This window comes from Seonamhaeicola sp. NFXS20 (genome assembly GCF_049132085.1).
Classification (GTDB): domain Bacteria; phylum Bacteroidota; class Bacteroidia; order Flavobacteriales; family Flavobacteriaceae; genus Seonamhaeicola.
Genome location: NZ_JAFMPU010000016.1, coordinates 48,600 through 67,327, shown reverse-complemented (window position 1 = coordinate 67,327; position 18,728 = coordinate 48,600). Strand labels below are relative to the sequence as shown.

10 protein-coding genes are annotated in these 18,728 nt (G+C 32.3%); 8 read left to right on the top strand and 2 right to left on the bottom strand.

Features of this window, described 5'->3' with window-relative positions; translation table 11 throughout:
* Window positions 1-6: 6 nt before the first annotated feature.
* Window positions 7-834, bottom strand: a complete 828-nt coding sequence (locus J1D01_RS16655) for an SDR family oxidoreductase (RefSeq protein ID WP_421151655.1) — start codon at window positions 832-834, stop codon at window positions 7-9.
* A 296-nt stretch (window positions 835-1,130) separates the two neighbouring features.
* Here J1D01_RS16655 and J1D01_RS16650 point away from each other — a divergent pair, with 296 nt between their 5' ends.
* Window positions 1,131-2,942, top strand: coding sequence for a glycoside hydrolase family 2 protein (locus J1D01_RS16650; protein ID WP_421151654.1), 1,812 nt, complete (start codon window positions 1,131-1,133; stop codon window positions 2,940-2,942).
* Between the two features lie 91 nt (window positions 2,943-3,033).
* On the opposite strand, the gene J1D01_RS16645 is transcribed toward J1D01_RS16650, so the two are convergent.
* On the bottom strand, window positions 3,034-7,101 hold the full coding sequence (locus J1D01_RS16645; protein WP_421151653.1) for a two-component regulator propeller domain-containing protein: 4,068 nt from the start codon (window positions 7,099-7,101) through the stop codon (window positions 3,034-3,036).
* Between the two features lie 279 nt (window positions 7,102-7,380).
* Here J1D01_RS16645 and J1D01_RS16640 point away from each other — a divergent pair, with 279 nt between their 5' ends.
* From J1D01_RS16640 to J1D01_RS16610, 7 genes are all read left to right on the top strand, one after another.
* Complete coding sequence (locus J1D01_RS16640) at window positions 7,381-8,568, top strand: glucuronyl hydrolase (RefSeq protein WP_372936123.1); 1,188 nt, start codon at window positions 7,381-7,383, stop codon at window positions 8,566-8,568.
* A gap of 11 nt (window positions 8,569-8,579) precedes the next feature.
* Window positions 8,580-11,519: a SusC/RagA family TonB-linked outer membrane protein gene (locus J1D01_RS16635; protein WP_421151652.1), complete on the top strand. Its 2,940-nt coding sequence runs from the start codon at window positions 8,580-8,582 to the stop codon at window positions 11,517-11,519.
* Window positions 11,520-11,537: 18 nt separating this feature from the next.
* Complete coding sequence (locus J1D01_RS16630) at window positions 11,538-13,172, top strand: RagB/SusD family nutrient uptake outer membrane protein (RefSeq protein WP_421151651.1); 1,635 nt, start codon at window positions 11,538-11,540, stop codon at window positions 13,170-13,172.
* Between the two features lie 65 nt (window positions 13,173-13,237).
* Window positions 13,238-14,641 (top strand): sulfatase family protein, encoded by a 1,404-nt coding sequence (locus J1D01_RS16625; protein WP_372936129.1) that lies wholly within the window; start codon window positions 13,238-13,240, stop codon window positions 14,639-14,641.
* A 10-nt stretch (window positions 14,642-14,651) separates the two neighbouring features.
* The gene (locus J1D01_RS16620) at window positions 14,652-16,091 is read left to right on the top strand and encodes a hypothetical protein (RefSeq protein ID WP_421151650.1); all 1,440 of its coding nucleotides are present in this window, start codon (window positions 14,652-14,654) and stop codon (window positions 16,089-16,091) included.
* Window positions 16,078-17,049, top strand: coding sequence for a hypothetical protein (locus J1D01_RS16615; protein ID WP_421151649.1), 972 nt, complete (start codon window positions 16,078-16,080; stop codon window positions 17,047-17,049). Before J1D01_RS16620 ends, J1D01_RS16615 begins: the two co-directional genes overlap by 14 nt.
* A 52-nt stretch (window positions 17,050-17,101) precedes the next feature.
* On the top strand, window positions 17,102-18,697 hold the full coding sequence (locus J1D01_RS16610) for a sulfatase (protein ID WP_421151648.1): 1,596 nt from the start codon (window positions 17,102-17,104) through the stop codon (window positions 18,695-18,697).
* Window positions 18,698-18,728 lie beyond the last annotated feature (31 nt).

The following is an 18,728-nucleotide window of genomic DNA, read 5'->3' as shown; positions in this document are numbered from 1 at the left end:
TAGTTGTTAAACACCACTGTAAGCACTAAAGCCACCATCAATAGGAATAACTACACCTGTTACAAATGATGAAGCATCATCGCATAAATAAAGTGTAGTACTTATTAAATCTTCAGGTTCGCCGTAACGCCCCATTGGGGTTTGGTCTATAATTTGTTGTCCTCTTTGTGTTAAAGAGCCATCTGGATTAGTTAATAAAGTTCTGTTTTGCTCGGTTAAGAAAAATCCTGGAGCTAAAGCATTTACGCGAATACCAACTTTTGAAAAGTGAACCGCTAACCACTGTGTAAAGTTAGATACAGCTGCTTTAGCACCACTGTATGCTGGAATTTTAGTAAGTGGAGTATAGGCATTCATTGATGATACATTAAGAATACTACACCCTTTTTTACCCACCATATCTTTGGCAAAAATTTGAGTAGGTAATAAAGTGCCTATAAAGTTTAGATTAAAAACAAACTCAATACCCTTAGGGTCTAAATCGAAAAATGTTTTAAAACCTTCAGCGGTATTTGTTAAATCTTCTTCGTGTAAGTGAGGATTTGATGTTGTACCTAACGGATGGTTTCCACCAGCGCCATTAATCAAAATATCACAACTACCTAATTGATTGTTAACTTCAGTTTTTGCGTTTTCAAGTGATTCTTTTTCTAATACATTTGCTTTTACACCAATGGCTAAACCACCATTTTTATTTATTTCATCAGCAACTTTTTTAGCTGCTTCAAGGTTAAGGTCTAACAAAGCTATTTTATGGCCTTGTTTTGCTAAAGCACTAGCCAATGTGCTACATAAAACACCACCTGCTCCAGTTACTACTACTACTTTACTCATTTTATTTATAAATTTAGTTGTTATTCTTTGTTTTAAAATGCGGACGAGCAAATATAAATATAATTTTCGTGTGCGCACACGAAAATTATATTTATTTATTCTACATCATAGAATTAGGGTTGTTTTAAGTTCTCTTTTTTTATACAAAAAAGTGTAGTACAAATGTTGCTTTTGGTTACATGTATGCGAATACACAACATAAGTGATAGTGTTTAGTGTATGTGTGCTAATATATTTTTTAGTTATAGATTAATTTTGTTTTTATAAATCTATAGAGAATTTCAATAAATTATTTTATGATTAAATCGAAAAAAAATCTAGTATTAATTTTTAGTGTACTGTTTAGTTTTGCTAGTTATTCACAGCAACAGAGTTTTAATGAATCACCAGTATTACAAAACATTGAATCCAGAGAAAAAATTAGTTTAAATGGTTTGTGGCAAGTAATAATAGATCCTTTAGAAAATGGATATTATAACCATAGGTGGTTACCACGTGAAGAAGGGTTTTTTACTAATAAAAAGATGGAAAAACCATCAGATTTAGTTGAGTATAATTTTGATACCGATTACCAACTTACCGTACCGGGAGATTGGAACTCTCAAATGGAAAAGCTCTATTATTATGAAGGTACAGTATGGTATAAACGTTCGTTCGATTATAAAGAGAAGGAGGGTAAAAATACATTCTTGTATTTTGAAGCTGCTAATTACGAAGCTCAAGTTTACTTAAACGGAGAAAAAATAGGAAGTCATATTGGAGGTTATACTCCATTTCAATTTGACGTTACTGGTAAACTAAAAGAAAAAGATAATTTTTTAATTGTTAAAGTAGATAATAAACGTAAAAGAGAGGCTATTCCAACAATAAATACAGATTGGTGGAATTATGGAGGTATTACGCGTTCAGTACATTTGGTGTCAACTCCAAAAAATTATATTCAAGATTATTCTGTTCAATTATCAAAAGAATCTAGTAGAAGTATAGAAGGTTGGGTTAAACTATCAAATAGTAGTTCTAATGATGATGTACAAATTAACATTAAAGAGCTTAAAGTTAACACTAATGTTAAAGCTAAAAATGGTATAGCTTATTTTAAAGTTAAAGCTAAACCTAGTTTATGGTCTCCAAACAACCCAAAACTTTATACAGTAAATATTAATACTAAATATGATAAAATTTCAGATGAAATTGGGTTTAGAACAATAAAAACAGAAGGCAGTAAAATTTTACTTAACGGCGAACCTATATTTTTAAAAGGTATAAGTATTCATGAAGAAGCACCTTTTAATTCTGGGCGCGTAACTACAAAAGAAGAATGCTTAGTGTTGTTAAATTGGGCTAAAGAGTTAGGTTGTAATTTTATAAGATTAGCACATTATCCGCATAGTGAAACTATGGTTAAAGAAGCCGAAAAAATGGGCTTTTTAATATGGTCTGAAATCCCTGTGTATTGGACGGTTTTATTTGACAATCCTGATACTTATAAAAATGCAGAAAACCAGCTAACAGAAATGATTTCTAGAGATAAAAATAGAGCAGCAATTGTACTTTGGTCTGTTGCTAATGAAACTCCTGAAAGCACCTCTAGAAATAATTTTTTAAGCAGTTTAACAAAAAGAGTAAAAGCCTTAGATAGTACTAGGTTAATTACAGCTGCATTAGATACTCAAAAAGGAAACGGAAAAAACGAACGTTTAATTGAAGATCCACTAGGTGAATTTGTTGATGTTATTGGTATTAATAGCTATTGTGGTTGGTACGGTGGTTCTCCAGAATCTTGCGCAGATTGGGAATGGGCAAACCATTATGATAAACCAATGATTATGAGTGAAGTTGGTGCTGGTGCTTTACAGGGCTTACATGGTGATGTAAATGAACGATGGACAGAAGAATACCAAGATGCTGTTTACAAATACAATATTGAAATGATGAAAAATATTGATTTTCTTGCGGGTGTTTCTCCTTGGATATTAATGGATTTTAAATCTCATAGAAGGCATTTAAGACGTATTCAAAATGATTTTAATAGAAAAGGACTTATTTCTGAAAAGGGAATTCCTAAAAAAGCATTTTACACTTTGCAAAAATTTTATAATGAAAAATAATAGTTAGTTTTTTAGTTAGTTTTAGTTGATTGTTAAAAAGCAATAACAACCTATTAAGTTAGGAATGTTATTGCTTTTTTATTAGTGTTAATTAAGATTTTGGAGAATTAAAATCTAGGTTTTCTTTTATAAATTCTGTTGGAGATTTTCCGTATTGTTTTTTAAACGACTTTGTAAAATAATTATGAGAATTAAACCCAACAGCATAACCAATTTCATTTACTAAATAGTTGCCTTCTTTCATTAAGTTAACAGCGTGTTTTAGTCTTATACTTCTTATAAACTCAGTTGCAGATTGATCTGTTAAAGAGGTTAGTTTTCTATGTAAATGGGTTCTGCTTAGGTGTAGTTTTTCTGCTAAATTTTCAACCGTAAATTCAGAATTACTTAAATTTTCTTCAACTATTGATATGGCTTTATGTAAAAACTTTTTATCTAAATCTAGTACTTCAATATCTTCTTCCCAAACTTTTTGATGAGAAGAAAATAAGTTTCGCAGTGTTTTTCTAGAATTTAATAAATTATTTATTTGAGCAATTAAAATATCATCATTAAAAGGTTTTGGCATGTAAACATCAGCACCAGAATGTATTCCTGTTAAGCGGTCTTTAACGGTGTCTAAGGCTGTAAGTAAAATAACTGGGGTGTGGCTAGTACGTATATCATTTTTAATTTTATTACACAGTTCTACACCATCCATTTCAGGCATCATAATATCAGAAATCACTATGTCTGGGTAAAGAGAATTCATTTGTGTGTAAGCTTCTTTACCATTTTTAGCTTTTGCTACCCTAAAATGGTTTTGTAGTGTGTCTCCTAAAAAATCTAATAATTCTGGATTATCTTCTGCTATTAAAACAAGGGCTTCTTGGTTAGCTACAGTTTCTTCTTTTGTTATTTTAATATCTGAGCTATTACTTGTTTCATAGCTATAATCAAAAGAATTTACTTTGTGTTGATTGCTTGAACTTTCATTAAAAGTACCTATTTGCTTTTGTGGAATACAGATACAAAATATTGAGCCTTCACCTTCTTTAGAGCTTACCGTTAACTGCCCATTATGCATAGATATATAATTGGTAGATAATGAAAGCCCAATACCAGTACCTCTGTTGTAATTATCTTCGGTTTGAAAAAAGCGTTCAAATATTTTTGGTAATAAATCGGCAGAAATGCCTTTACCCGTATCTTGTATGCTTACAGAAACAAAATCATCTTCTAAATTACTACCTACAGTGTAACTTCCCCAAGTTTCATTAAAGTTAGGTTTTTTATTACTTAGAATTTTAACAGTGATTTTGTTATTATCATCAGAATATTTAAAGGCATTAGAAATAATATTTACTAACACTTTATCTAGTTTATCGGCATCAAAATCCATTTTAAGATTAGGTACATCTGTTTCAAAATTAAATGTAAACCCCCGGTGGTTGGCATGTTCTTCAAAACAATTAAAAACGTTTTTACAAAATGAAACAATATCTGTGTGAATAGGGGTGAGTTTTAATTTTCCAGAATCGGCACGTCTAAAATCTAAAAACTGATTAATTAGGCGTAACAAACGGTCTGTGTTATTTTTAATTAAAGCTAATTGTTTGTTGTAGGTTTCGTTTTGGTTTCCCATTTTAAGTAGCCTGTTTACAGGGCCTTGAATTAAGGTTAAAGGGGTTCTGAATTCATGAGATATGTTGGTGAAAAACTGCAGTTTCATTTGGTGTAACTGCTGTTCATTTTCTCTATGAATTTTAGCCATATTGATTTCAGATTTAAGTTGTTGCCTATTTATAACTTGTTTTCTAAAAAAATAAACAGATGTAGCAAACAATAATGTGTATAAAACATAGGCATACCATCTTTTCCAAATAGGCGGTGTTATTTTTAAATCTATTTGAGTAGGGGTTTCATTCCAAATACCATCGTTGTTTGCGGCTTTAACTTCAAAAGTATAGTTACCTGGTGGTATGTTTGTGTAATTAGCTTTTCCTGTATAATCTGAAATAACCCAATCATTATTAAAACCAGATAAGCGGTATTTAAATTTATTTTTTTGCGGGTTAATAAAGTTGTTAGAAGTGAATTGAAAATTAATAGAATTTTGTTTGTGTTTAAGCTGTAAATTACCTGTTTCTTTAAATAATATTTCTTTGTTATTTACATAAATGCTTGTTACAGTTGTTTTGGGTTTTATGGGGTTTTTTATAATTCTGCTAGGTAGAAATCTAACTAAACCGTTAGAACCGCCAAAAAATAGCTCGCCATTGGTGGCAGCCAAAGCAACACTAGGATTAAAATGATTGTTTTTTATGCCCTTATTTGTGGCATAAGATTGAATAGTGTTATTGTCTAGATTAAATTTACAAATACCATTTTCAGTTGTTAGCCAAAGATGATTGTTAGTATCTTGTAGTATAGAAAATATTTCGTTACCAGAGAGTCCGTCTTTAATAGTAAAATGTTCTGTTTTTCCTGTTTTAGGGTTAAATTTATTAAGACCTTGCCCATTTGTTCCTAACCATAGATATCCGTTATGGTCTTCATGTATACTATAGATGTAATTTGTAGAAATACTTTCAGGGTTGTTACCTTGATGAAAATAATGAGTAAATTTTGATTCTTCTTTTTTAAGTAAATTCAAACCGTTTTGCGTTGCAAACCAAATGTTGCCATTACTACCTTCAATTATATGATGCACATTATTACTAGAAATGCTATTTATATTAAGAGGATTGTGTCTGTATTGCGTAAACTTTTTTGTTTCAAAGTTGTAAAAGAAAACACCTAAAGGGTAATTACTAACCCAAATACCTTCATCTGTTGCTAAAATATCTAAGGCTTGAAATCCGTTTTCAAATGGTAATTCTAGTTTTTTAAATTGTTTTTCGCCATTTTTTTGATATAATATGCCATTGCCGTAAGTACCTATCCAAAGTGTTTTATGTTTGTCAAAAGCAAGAGATTTAATGTTTTGTATGGTATCTTTTTTATATATTACTGGAACAGATGAAAACAAATTATCATCTAAGTTATATTTGTTTAAATTACCATCATCTAAACCAATTAAAAGTTCATTTTTATTAGGTACTTGAGTTATACTACCAACAATATTTCCTGTTAATGATTTTTTAGAAGTAGATTGGTTATAATGAAGAAATGCGTTATTGTAATTGCTATGAAAAGCTAAACCACCCATCCAGGTGCCTATCCAAATATTATTTTGAGAATCTTTGTATAATGCCCAAATAGAATGGTTTGGTAGCTCAGAATATTTTTGTTCGGTAATAATTTGTTCTAATTTAAAGTCTTTAATTATAGCTATACCGTTATAAGTTCCTACCCATATTCTGTTTTTGTTATCTTTAATAAGGCTTCTAACTTGGTTATTTGGCAGTTTAAGTTCTTTTGTTAAACTTAAGCTGTCAAAAATGTATTCGTGTTCTCTTGTTGTTATATTAATACATAATAATCCTTTGGTTTCATACCCAATCCAGATATGATTTTTATCAATATAAACAGAGCGTACTAAGTTTTTAAGACCTTTAGCGAAAAACTGAAAAGTATTAGAGCCGTTTGGTAAAAAATAAATGTCTCCATCATTATAAAAAGCCCATATATTATTGTTTTCATCTATAGACAGGCAACTAACTCTACTAGTCTTATTATTTACATTTTTGTAAAAAGCTCTTCCGTTTTTAGGGTTTAATGTACCAATGCCTTTTTCATCAGAAAACCAAAATGTACCATCATTATCTTGAAAAAAAGAAGAAATATCTTTACCTATATTATTATCAAATTGGTCTTTAAAAATGTAGCGTTTAAAAGTGTCTTTATTTGAATTGTAGGCGCATAAACCATTTTCTGTAGCTACCCAGATTTTACCAGAATAGTCTTTGTAAAGCTGATTAATTCTGTTAGTAGAAATAGTTAAAGAATCGTTTTGTAAATGGCTATACCTTTTAATATTAACAGAGTTGTATGTAAACAAACCGTTATTGGTACTAAACCAAATAAAACCTTGATTGTCTTCTAAAATAGAAGTTACTTGAGAGTAAGCTACCCCACCTTCAGGTGTAACTTTAGAGAGTGATATATAGGGAGATTGAAAACCAAATATTAAAATTGGTAATAATGCTATTAAAAAGGAGATAAAACGCTGTTTCATGTGCTAATAATATTTTTTAACATGCGTATAAACACTTATTATAACGCTGTAAAAAATAAGTTTATATGTATATAAATATTTATTTGAATTTAAGTGAACCAAAATACAAATATTATATGCAAAACCAGAAATTACATTTTAATTAAAGCTAGTACAAATGTTGTTTTAGGGAACATGATTGTAATAATGTGACATATTTACAAGTAATTAGTAACAATAGGAAGAAATAAAACAAAATACAACTAATAGCTTTGTTCAACCAAACTATAATAAGGTTAAATGAGACATTTTATTACGCTATTAATAATTTTTTGTTTGATTGCTTGTAATGCCTCTAAAAATAATTTAGGCAAAAAAGAATTGGCAGAAAAAATAACCAATCAATTAAAATACTCGCCAGTATTAAAAAAACAAAATTTAACATCTTCAAAAAGAATATTTCCACGTTCTTTAGAGTCTAATGGAGACATTAGATTGGTAGGAAAAAGAGATTGGACAAGTGGATTTTACCCAGGTGTATTGTGGTTTACGTATGAGCTTACAAATCAAGAAGAATGGAAAAATTATGCCGTTAAATTTACAGAGTTATTAGAGTCTGAAAAACATAACGCTTCAAACCATGATATTGGATTTAAGATGATGGGAAGTTATGGTTTGGGGTACAAATACACCAAAAACAAAGCTTATAAAGATGTTTTAGTAGAATCTGCAAAGACATTGATTACTCGATTTAATGAAAATGTTGGGTGTATAAGATCATGGGATCATAATAAAGATAAATGGGATTTCCCTGTTATTATAGATAATTTAATGAATTTAGAACTTTTGTATTGGGCTTGGAAAGAAACAGGAGATTCTGTTTTTTACAATATAGCAACAACACATGCTAAAACAACAATGAAAAATCATTTTAGAAATGATTATAGCTCGTATCATGTAGTTGGATATAACCCAAATACGGGTGAAGTTGTATCAAAAAACACACATCAAGGATATGCCGATGAGTCTTCATGGGCAAGAGGGCAAGCTTGGGCGCTTTATGGTTACACCATGATATATAGAGAAACTAAAGAGGTTGAGTTTTTAAATCAAGCAGAACATGTAGCTAATTATATTATGAATATTGCTAATTGGCCAAAAGATTATGTGCCTGTTTGGGATTTTGATTTAAAAGATGATGCCAATGAGCCTAGAGATGCTTCAGCTGCAGCTGTTATTGCATCAGCTTTATATGAATTAAGCACATTTACTAAGAGCAATAACAAACCATATTTAGATATGGCCGATAAAATTATGAACTCACTTTCATCTAACAAATACTTTAGCACTGTAGGAACAAATAAAGGTTTTTTACTAAAGCATTCTACTGGGTCTAAACCAAAGGAAGATGAGGTAGATGTACCGTTAATATATGCCGATTATTACTATTTAGAGGCATTATTAAGAAAACAGAAATCTAATAACTAAACTTAAATTTTATGAAGAAACAACAGCAACTAATTAAACTAATGTGTTTTGCATTTGTTTTATTTGTCTTTACAGGGCATGCACAAAACAAAACCATTACAGGTACCGTAACAGCAGAGGATGGTATTGCGCTCCCTGGAGCTTCTGTCTTATTAAAGGGCACAACTACAGGTGCTATGACAGATTTTGATGGAAATTACACATTACAAGTGTCAGACCAATCAAATACTCTTGTTTTTAGCTACATGGGTATGGAAACACAAGAAGTGCAAATAGGAAACCAAACAACTATAAATGTTGTTCTTAAAGCTTCTGAAACTACTTTAGATGAAGTCATAGTAGTTGGTTATGGTACTCAAAAGAAAAGTGATGTAACAGGTTCTGTTGTTTCTGTAAGTACTGAAACTTTAGAGGCAAGACCAAGAACAAGTTTAGAACAAATGTTACAAGGTACTATGGCTGGTATGAATATTAGTGTAACTGCTTCAAATGCAGAAGGGTCTTCAAACTCCATGTTAATTCGTGGGCAAAATTCTATTTCAGCATCAAACAGTCCTTTAATTATATTAGATGGAATTCCTTATGCAGGAAACCTCTCAGAAATAAATCCTAAAGATATTGGCTCTATTGAAGTGCTAAAAGATGCTTCAGCATCAGCTATTTATGGTGCAAGAGGAGCAAATGGTGTTATATTAATTACCTCTAAAAAAGGAAAAGAAGGTAAATTAAGTGTTAATTATTCTGTTTCAACTACCTTTAATACCCCTATTAATATTCCTAAGCTAATGGATGGTAAAACTTTTTATGAAACAAAAATAGACCGTGGTTTAACAACTACAGCTGTAGAAGATGAAGGTTATGCAGAAGGAAGAAGTACAGACTGGGTAGATCTAGCAACAAGAACAGGAACTACCTTGCAACACGATTTGTCTTTCTCAGGTGGTACAGAAAAAACAAATTACTATGTATCTTTATCATACTTAAACTCAGAAGGGGTTTCAATAGGTGATGATTTTAAACGTTATACCTTAAGACTTAACTTAAGCCAAGAACTTTTACCATGGATGACTTTTAAAACTAGCACACAATACGGTTATTATGACAGAAGTGGTAATAATGCTAGTTTTTCTGGTGCATTCTCAATGAATCCACTAGGTGTGCCTTTTAACGAAGATGGTACACAAACTTTAGAAACTTGGGATGATGGCGTTTATGTAACAAACCCTTTAGCTCCATTATTATATGATAATAGTGATATTACAAGAAGATTTTTTTCTAACAATAGTATAACTATTGATGTTCCTTTTATTAAAGGCTTAACATATAAACTTAACACAGGTTACGATTACCGCTCTAGACTTGCGCAAACTTATAGAGGTAGAGATACCAGAACTGGTTTAAGTGTTGGCGGTTCTTTAGATATAGCTAATGAATACGATGAAGACTGGATTGTAGAAAACATTATTAGCTACAAAAATACATTTGGTAAACACTCTATTTTCTTAACAGGTTTATATAGTGCACAAAGTGAGTGGTCTGAAGATCATGATGTAAGTGCAGAAGGATTCCCAAATGATGTAATGTCTTATTACCAAGCTAGTAAAGCAAGTTTAGTAGAACCAAGTGCATCATATACCAAGGAAACACACATCTCTCAAATGTTAAGAGCTAATTATGCGTTTGATTCTAGATATTTAATTACCTTAACAGCACGTCGTGATGGTTATTCAGCGTTTGGTACAGATACTAAGTTTGGTATTTTTCCATCAGCAGCGTTGGGTTGGAATATTTCAAATGAAAAATTTTTAGAAGATTCAAATACTATTAATAATTTAAAATTAAGATTATCTTACGGAGAAAGTGGTAATGAAGCAGTTACACCATATTCTACATTACCAACCTTATCATCAACTAATTATGTTGATAGTGATGACGGAACATTATTTGGCTTTTACCCCAGTAAATTGGGAGATCCTACTTTAGGTTGGGAAACTACTGCCTCATTTAATGCTGGTTTAGATTTTGGATTATTTAATAATAGAATAAGAGGACTTATTGATGTTTATAAATCTAAAACAACCGATTTATTATTAAATAAATCTATTTCTAACGTAAACGGAACCCCGTCTATAACTGAAAATATTGGAGAAACATCAAATAAAGGTATTGAGTTTCAAATTACCACAACTAACATTAGAAAAGACAACTTTACGTGGAAAACAGATTTTAATATAGCGCATTACGATACCGAAATAGTAAACGTAGGATTAACTGATGAAGATGGAAATTATATAGATGATATTGATAGTAACTGGTTTATAGGAGAACCTATTAGTGTTAATTATGATTATGTGATTGACGGTATTTACCAAGAAGATATGACAGATACGCCACAAGGAGATGTTCAAGCAGGTGATATTCGTTATCTTGATGCCGATGGCGATGGTGAAATTACAACAGCCGATAAACAAGTTATAGGAAGAAGAATACCAGATTTTATTGCAGGTTTAACTAATACATTTGAATATAAAAATTGGACTTTTAGTTTCTTCATTAATATGGTGTCTGGTATAACAAGATCTAATACGTTACTCTATACAAATGATATTGATTTAAGAGAAAACAGGTATGATGTTGAATTCTGGACTCCAGAAAACCAAAGTAACTCTTACCCACGAAATGATAGAAGTGCTAGTGTAAACCCACTTTCAGCAAGCTTTTACCGTAGTACAGATTTTATAAGATTGCAAGATGTTACTCTTAGTTATAGAGTGCCAGAAAAAACACTAGATAAGTTAAAAGTTAATAACTTAGAGTTTTATACCAACATTAAAAACCTATATACACATACAGATTGGATAGGACTTGATCCTGAGTTTACAAGCTCATCTCAACAAACAGCTGTTCCACAAACCTTATCAATATTATTAGGGTTAAAAGTAGGTTTATAAACTAAATAAAAAAACAAGATGAAAAAAATATTAATACTAATCACAGTCGCACTCTTTTTCACTACAGCATGTGATGAAGATTCATTCTTATTAGAAGAGCCAAAAGATGATATTTTCGCAGAAAACTTATTTACAGACTATGATGGTTTTGTAAACGGATTAAATGCAATTTACAGTTTAGTTAGACAAGACAGAGAGTCTCAAAACAACGTAACCCGTGCAGCTTTATGGCAAATGGGTACAGATAATGCCTTTGTAAATGGAGGAGCCGGAACCATTGATCCGTTTAATGATTATAGCGATCTAAACTCAGAAAATAATCTAGTAACATCAAATTTTAATTGGTTATATAAAATTATAAATTCATCTAATCTTATCATTAACAGAGCAGAAACTACAAGTGTAGATTGGATGGGAGGAAATGATGCTAACGATGTAATTAATCAAAACAAAATAATTGCACAAGCACGTTTATTTAGAGCCTGGGCTTACAGACACTTGCGCTATGGTTGGGGTGCAGTACCATTAAGTACTCAAGAAATTGATGGTACCACTTATCGTAACGATTGGGAACGTAATTCTGTTGCAGAAATTAATGCCCAAATGGAAATAGATTTAACTTTTGCTAGAGATAATCTAGAAATGAAAGAAACAACTGGCATGGTAAATAGTGCTGTTGCTAGTACTATGTTAGCAGAATTATATCTAGATATGGGAGAAGATGAAAAAGCCGAAACGGAAGCATTAAGAGTAATTAATAGTGATGAGTATGAATTAATGACAGAGCGTTTTGGTGTAAATTCATCGCAACCTGGTAATGTGTTTTCAGATTTATTTGATAACCCCATGCCAGAAGATGGTAATAAAGAAGTATTATGGGTGTTAAACAATGCTTATCAAGATGTTGTAGGTAATGCTTATTTATATGTTAAAAATGTTTGGATACCGCATTACGGAAAAGATAGTGTGCTTAAAAAATTAAATTTAGATACGCTTTATACTTATAACGGTGGTAAAGGTGCTGGTCGTGTATCAATTTCAGATTCTGCATTTAATTGGTATGAAGAAACAGATGATAGATTTTCAGAATATGCTGTGAAGAAAGACTACATATATCCAACCGATGAAACAGCAACAGATTTTGAGGTTGTTAGATACACTACTATGGAATATTCTAAAGACAGTGATTTAGAAGATAATTTCCTTTGGCCATGGGTAAGAAAATGGGAATACAATGATCCCTATGTGTTTGATAATGCATCGCGTGCAGGACAATATGATGATCAAATGTTTATGCGTTTAGCAGAAACCTATTTATTGGCAGCAGAAGCCTTAATGAATCAAGGTAAAAATGATTTAGCAGCCTTTTATTTAAATGAATTAAGAAGACGTTCTAATGCTTCAGAAATTGAGGCTTCAGATGTGACCTTAGAATTTATCTTAAAAGAACGCTCTAGAGAACTTGTTTCAGAAGAATATAGAAAACATACTTTGGTTCGTACAGGTACATTTTATGAGTGGGCCGTTAAATACAACCCAAGGTTAGATGAAAGTAAAGTTAATGAATATAACGAGTTGTTACCAATACCTCAAGGAATTATTGATTCTAATACAGGGGCAGTAATGGAACAAAATCCGGGTTATAGTTTGTAATAGATTAGTTTAATCCCGTTCAAACGTACATTACGTTTGAACGGTTTTTTAAAAGTTTTTAGTATATGAAAATGGTTTTTAGAACAATTGCATGGGTAAGTTTATCCTTTTTAACAGCATGCGTACAGGCTCAAGATACAACGCCAAATATTATTTTAATTATGGCAGATGACCTCGGTTATGGTGATGTAGGTTTTACCGGAAATAAAGAGGTTATTACTCCTCAAATGGATGATATGGCAAACAAAGGTGTAACATTCACTAATTTTTATGCAGCTGCACCTTTATGTTCTCCTACAAGAGCAAGTGTGTTAACTGGTAGAGATCCTTTTAGACAGGGTATTTTTGCTGCACATACAGAAGGTATGAGACCTGCTGAAAAAACCATTCCAGAATTGTTAAAAAAAGAAGGGTACTCAACAGGATTTTTTGGGAAATGGCACCTAGGTTGGGTAGAACCTGATAAAGTAGAATCTAGAGGTAAATATTCTCCACCATGGCACCATGGTTATGATGAAACCTTTGCTACTAAAAGTGCAGTGCCTACATGGAATCCAACAAAAACTCCAAAAGGATGGACTAGTTGGGGGGCTCAAGAAGATGGTTCTTGGGGAGGATCTATTTATGTGCAAAACGGTAAACCCGTAACCGATAACTTAGATGGTGATGATAGCCGTGTTATTATGGATAGAGCCATTCCTTTTATTGAAAAATCTATAAAAAATAAAAAACCATTCTTTGCTACTATTTGGTTTCATGCACCTCATGAACCCGTTGTTGCTGGTCCTGATTATTTAGCAAAATATCCTAATTTACCAGAAGGAAAAAAACATTACTATGGCTGCATTACGGCTATGGATGACCAAATAGGAAGATTAAAAAACTTTTTAAAAGAACAAAACGCTTTAGATAATACTATCATTTTCTTCTGTAGTGATAATGGTCCAGCAGACCCTCAAGCAAAAAAAGGTAACGCTTCTGCAGGTCCTTACAAAGGGCATAAGCACCAAATGTGGGAAGGTGGTTTGCGTGTACCTTCATTTGTTTATTGGCCAAAACAAATTAAATCTGGTATAGTTTCAGATTATCAATCTTCAACTAATGACTATTTACCTACTATTTTAGATATAATAGGCGTGTCTCCTAGTAAAAAAATACCTTTAGATGGGGTGAGCTTAAAACCAGTTATATATAACAACGAAACTTCAAACAGACCAAAGCCTATAGCTTCAGGTTATAAAAGATTGTATAAAAACACAGAATTGTATGCATTGGTTAAGGGGCAATACAAAATCTGTATTCCAGATAAAGGAGACAGTATGATGCTTTTTGATTTAAAAAATGATCCAGGCGAAACCAAAGATCTTGCTTCAGAAAAACCAGAACTATTTAATGAAATGATTTCTGAACTTGAAAAAGTTAAAAAATCATGGAAAAACAGTAGAGAGGGTAAAGACTATCAATGGTAATTAAAAAATAATGAAAACAATACATATAGTACTTTTTACATGCTTATTAATGTTGGCTTGTAAAGAGAATAAAAAAGAGGTTGTAGCTCAAAATACAACATCAGATTATGTGATGGTTGATGCCAAAGTTAAGGTGTACCATAGTGATGGAACTCGTAGCTATAAAGATTATCAACCTTTTAAAACAAGAACATTAAAGCATCTACCTAATTTTAATCCAAAAGGCGATGTAAAACTTAGTAAATATGGTGGTGATATGAGTCAACCACAACAAGAAGCAACCGGTTTTTATCATGTAAAAAAAATTGGTGACCGTTGGTGGGGCATTGATCCATTAGGGTATCCATATTTCAATATAGCCCTTAATAGTGTTAATACAGGTAAATCAGAACGCACTAAAGCTGCATTCAATAAAAAATTTCAAACAAAAGAAAATTGGATAAATGAAACCATAAACATGCTACAAGAAAATGGGTTTAATTGTGCTGGCTCTTGGAGCGATGTTAAAGCTATCACAGAGGCTAACAAAGTACTAAACAAACCTTTTGCATATACCATTAACTGGAATTTTATGAGTAGTTATGGAAGTAAACGAGGTGGTACACATCAGCAACCAGGGCACACAGGTTATCCTAATGATGCCATTTTTGTTTTCGATCCTGATTTTGAAACATTTTGTAACCAGCGAGCCAAAAAACTGATAGAATATAAAGATGACCCTAATTTGTTTGGATACTTTTCAGATAATGAAATGCCCTTTAAATTTAAAGCTTTAGATAATTATTTAGGGCTACCAAAAGATGAATATGGTTATAAAGCAGCTAAGAATTGGTTACAAGAAAAAGGCATTACAGAAAATGATATTACAGACGAACATCGTGAAGAATTTATGGCATTTGTTGCCGATAAATACTTTTCTATAGTGTCTTCGGCCATAAAAAAATACGACCCTAACCACATGTATATCGGGGCTCGGTTTTATGCAAATGAGAAAAATCATGAATTGTTCATGAAAACCGCTGGTAAGTACCTTGACATTATTTCTAATAATTATTATAATCACTGGACACCCGATGAACAAGACATGAAAAATTGGACAGATTGGTCTGGTAGACCCTTTATTGTTACAGAATATTATACCAAAGGCGAAGACTCTGGTATGGGTAATACTAGTGGAGCCGGATGGATTGTAAGAACTCAAGAAGATCGAGGACTTTTTTACCAAAATTATAACCTTGCTTTAATTGAATCTAAAAACTGTGTAGGGTGGCATTATTTTAAATATCAAGATAACGACCCCACCGCTAAAGGTGTAGACCCATCTAATATTGATGCCAACAAGGGGATTGTAACTAATGAATATGAAGTGTGGACTCCTATGATGGAAAAGATGAAAGCAATCAACAACAACGTTTATAACCTTATTGAGTATTTTGATGCTAATAAATAGAGATATAAATATTTTACAAAAAGTAGTTTACTGCTTTATTTGCTTTGCTTTTGTAGCTTGTAGTTCTTCTATTCAGCCTAAAAAATGGGAAAACCCAACGTTTATTAGATCTGAAAACAACCCTATGATTTCACCAGATATGGAAGGGTTAGAAGGTAAATTGGGCGAAAACATCAATGGGCCATCGGTTATAAAAGTTCCAGATTGGGTAGAAAATCCTTTAGGAAAATACTATATGTATTTTGCACACCATCATGGTAAGTTTATTAGGTTGGCATACGCCAACACACCAATGGGACCATGGACGGTTTACAAACCTGGCGTGCTTCATATTAATAAAACAGCTGCTGTTGGCCATATTGCTTCTCCAGATGTAATAATTGATGAAGAGACCCAAACCATAAGAATGTATTTTCATGGATATAATCATAACAAAGAAGGCCAAAAAACCTTTTTTAGTACTTCTAAAGACGGGTTGAATTTTACAGCATCTAATACTGTTTTAGGCCCTTCTTATTTTCGCGTTTTTAAATACAAATCAAATTTCTATGCTTTAGTTAAAGGAAGGTTTTATCATTCAAAAGACGGTGTAAAACCTTTTGAAAAGGGGGCTTTAGTTTTACCTAAAATTAGGCATTCTGCAGTTACTTTAGTTGGTGATAAACTTATCATATTCTACTCTCAAAAAGGAGATGCCCCAGAACGCATTTTAAAGTGCGAAGTTAACCTTTTAGAAGGTACTTATAAAACATGGAAAGCCAGTACGCCAAAAGAGGTGCTAAAACCAGAAACCGAATACGAAGGGGCGCATCTTCCTGTAGAAAAATCGGTAAATGGATTTGCAAAAGGGCCTGTAAACCAACTTAGAGACCCCGCCATTCTTGTAGATGGAAAAGAAGCTTATTTATACTACTCTATAGCCGGAGAATCTGGTATAGCTGTAGCAAAACTCAAATAGTAAAATAAACAATTTAGTTTTCTATAAGAGAAAACAGAACACACACATTACTATGAAACAATTTATTTTAATGTTTTTAGGTTTCTGCCTTTTAACAAATTGTAATTCAAATACTAAGCAAGAAACTAAAAAGAAACCTAACGTGCTTTTTATTTCTGTTGACGATTTAAACGATTGGGAAGGCGCCCTCTTAGGGCATCCACAAGCTAAAACTCCAAATATGGATAAGCTTTTTGCTAAAGGGGTTTTATTTACTAATGCCCATTGTTCTCAACCTGTTTGTACAGCTTCTAGAAATTCACTGCTTAGTGGTATTCACCCAACGTCTTCAGGCTGGTACAGTTCAACCAATAACATGAAAAAAAATTACGATACCGTAATGGCCAACCATAAAATGTTACCAGAATATTTTAAAGATAGTGGTTATAATACCTATGCAACGGGCAAAGTTTTTCATAACGGCATATCTGATTACAAAAATAAAACCGATGATTTCTGGACGGATTATTCACCAAGTTTTTGGAGTAATATGGAGCCACATATCAAAGAAAACGGATTTGGGTACAGAGGAACCATGTTTTATCCATTCCCTAAGGGGGGCGGACAGTTGGTTCAGTTATACGGAGAAGATAATATCATTAAAAATTATATGAACACTAATCGTTTCTATTCTTTATGTGGTGGTCCTTTAGAAGATGAAGATATTCCTAAAAAAGGCATGTACGACGAACAAATAGCAAATTGGGCCGTAAATAAACTCAACCAAAAACAAGACAAACCGTTTTTTATGGCAGTTGGTTTTATTCGTCCGCATGTGCCTTACACAGCACCTAAAAAGTATTTCGATATGTATCCTATAGAAGATATTGTTTTACCCGAAATACCTGAAAATGAATTTGAAGATATTCCCATAATGGGTAAAGCCATTGCTCATGGTTATACCCCCAAAGGAGGATGGGGAGATGTATCGACTAAAAAAGAAATATTACCAGAACTTATTCAGTCTTATTTGGCATGTGTAACATTTGTTGATGAGCAAATAGGAAAAGTGGTTGATGCTTTAGAAAAAAGCCCATATGCAGATAATACTATCATTGTTCTATGGTCAGACCACGGACAACATTTAGGTGAAAAACGTCATTTTAGGAAGCAAGCCCTCTGGGAAGAAGCTACCCGAGTTCCTTTGTTCTTTAAAGTGCCTAATAACAAAAATAACGGGCAAAAAAGCAATCAAGTGGTAAGTCTTTTAGATATCTATCCAACACTTACAGACTTGTGTAACCTTCCTAAATTACCAAAATTAGAAGGAGAAAGTTTAACCCCGCTAATTTATAACCCAAGTAAAAAAGAAGACCGTGCGGTTTTAACAACATGGTATTATAAAAATCATGCCGTTAGGAGTAACGATTGGCGCTACATTCAATATCGCGATGGTGGCGAAGAACTTTACAACCATAAAACCGATCCTGGAGAACATATCAATTTAGCCGGCAACCCAGAATATGCAGATGTTATTGAAGCACATAAAAAATGGCTTCCAAAACACAACGCCATACCTGCTGGTTCAACCGAATGGAAAGGCGACAATTTAGACAAAAGAGTTAAAGAGTGGCAAACTAATAACTCGATTCCTAATTGGCTACAATAATTCAATAAACATCATATTAATTAAAAAAATC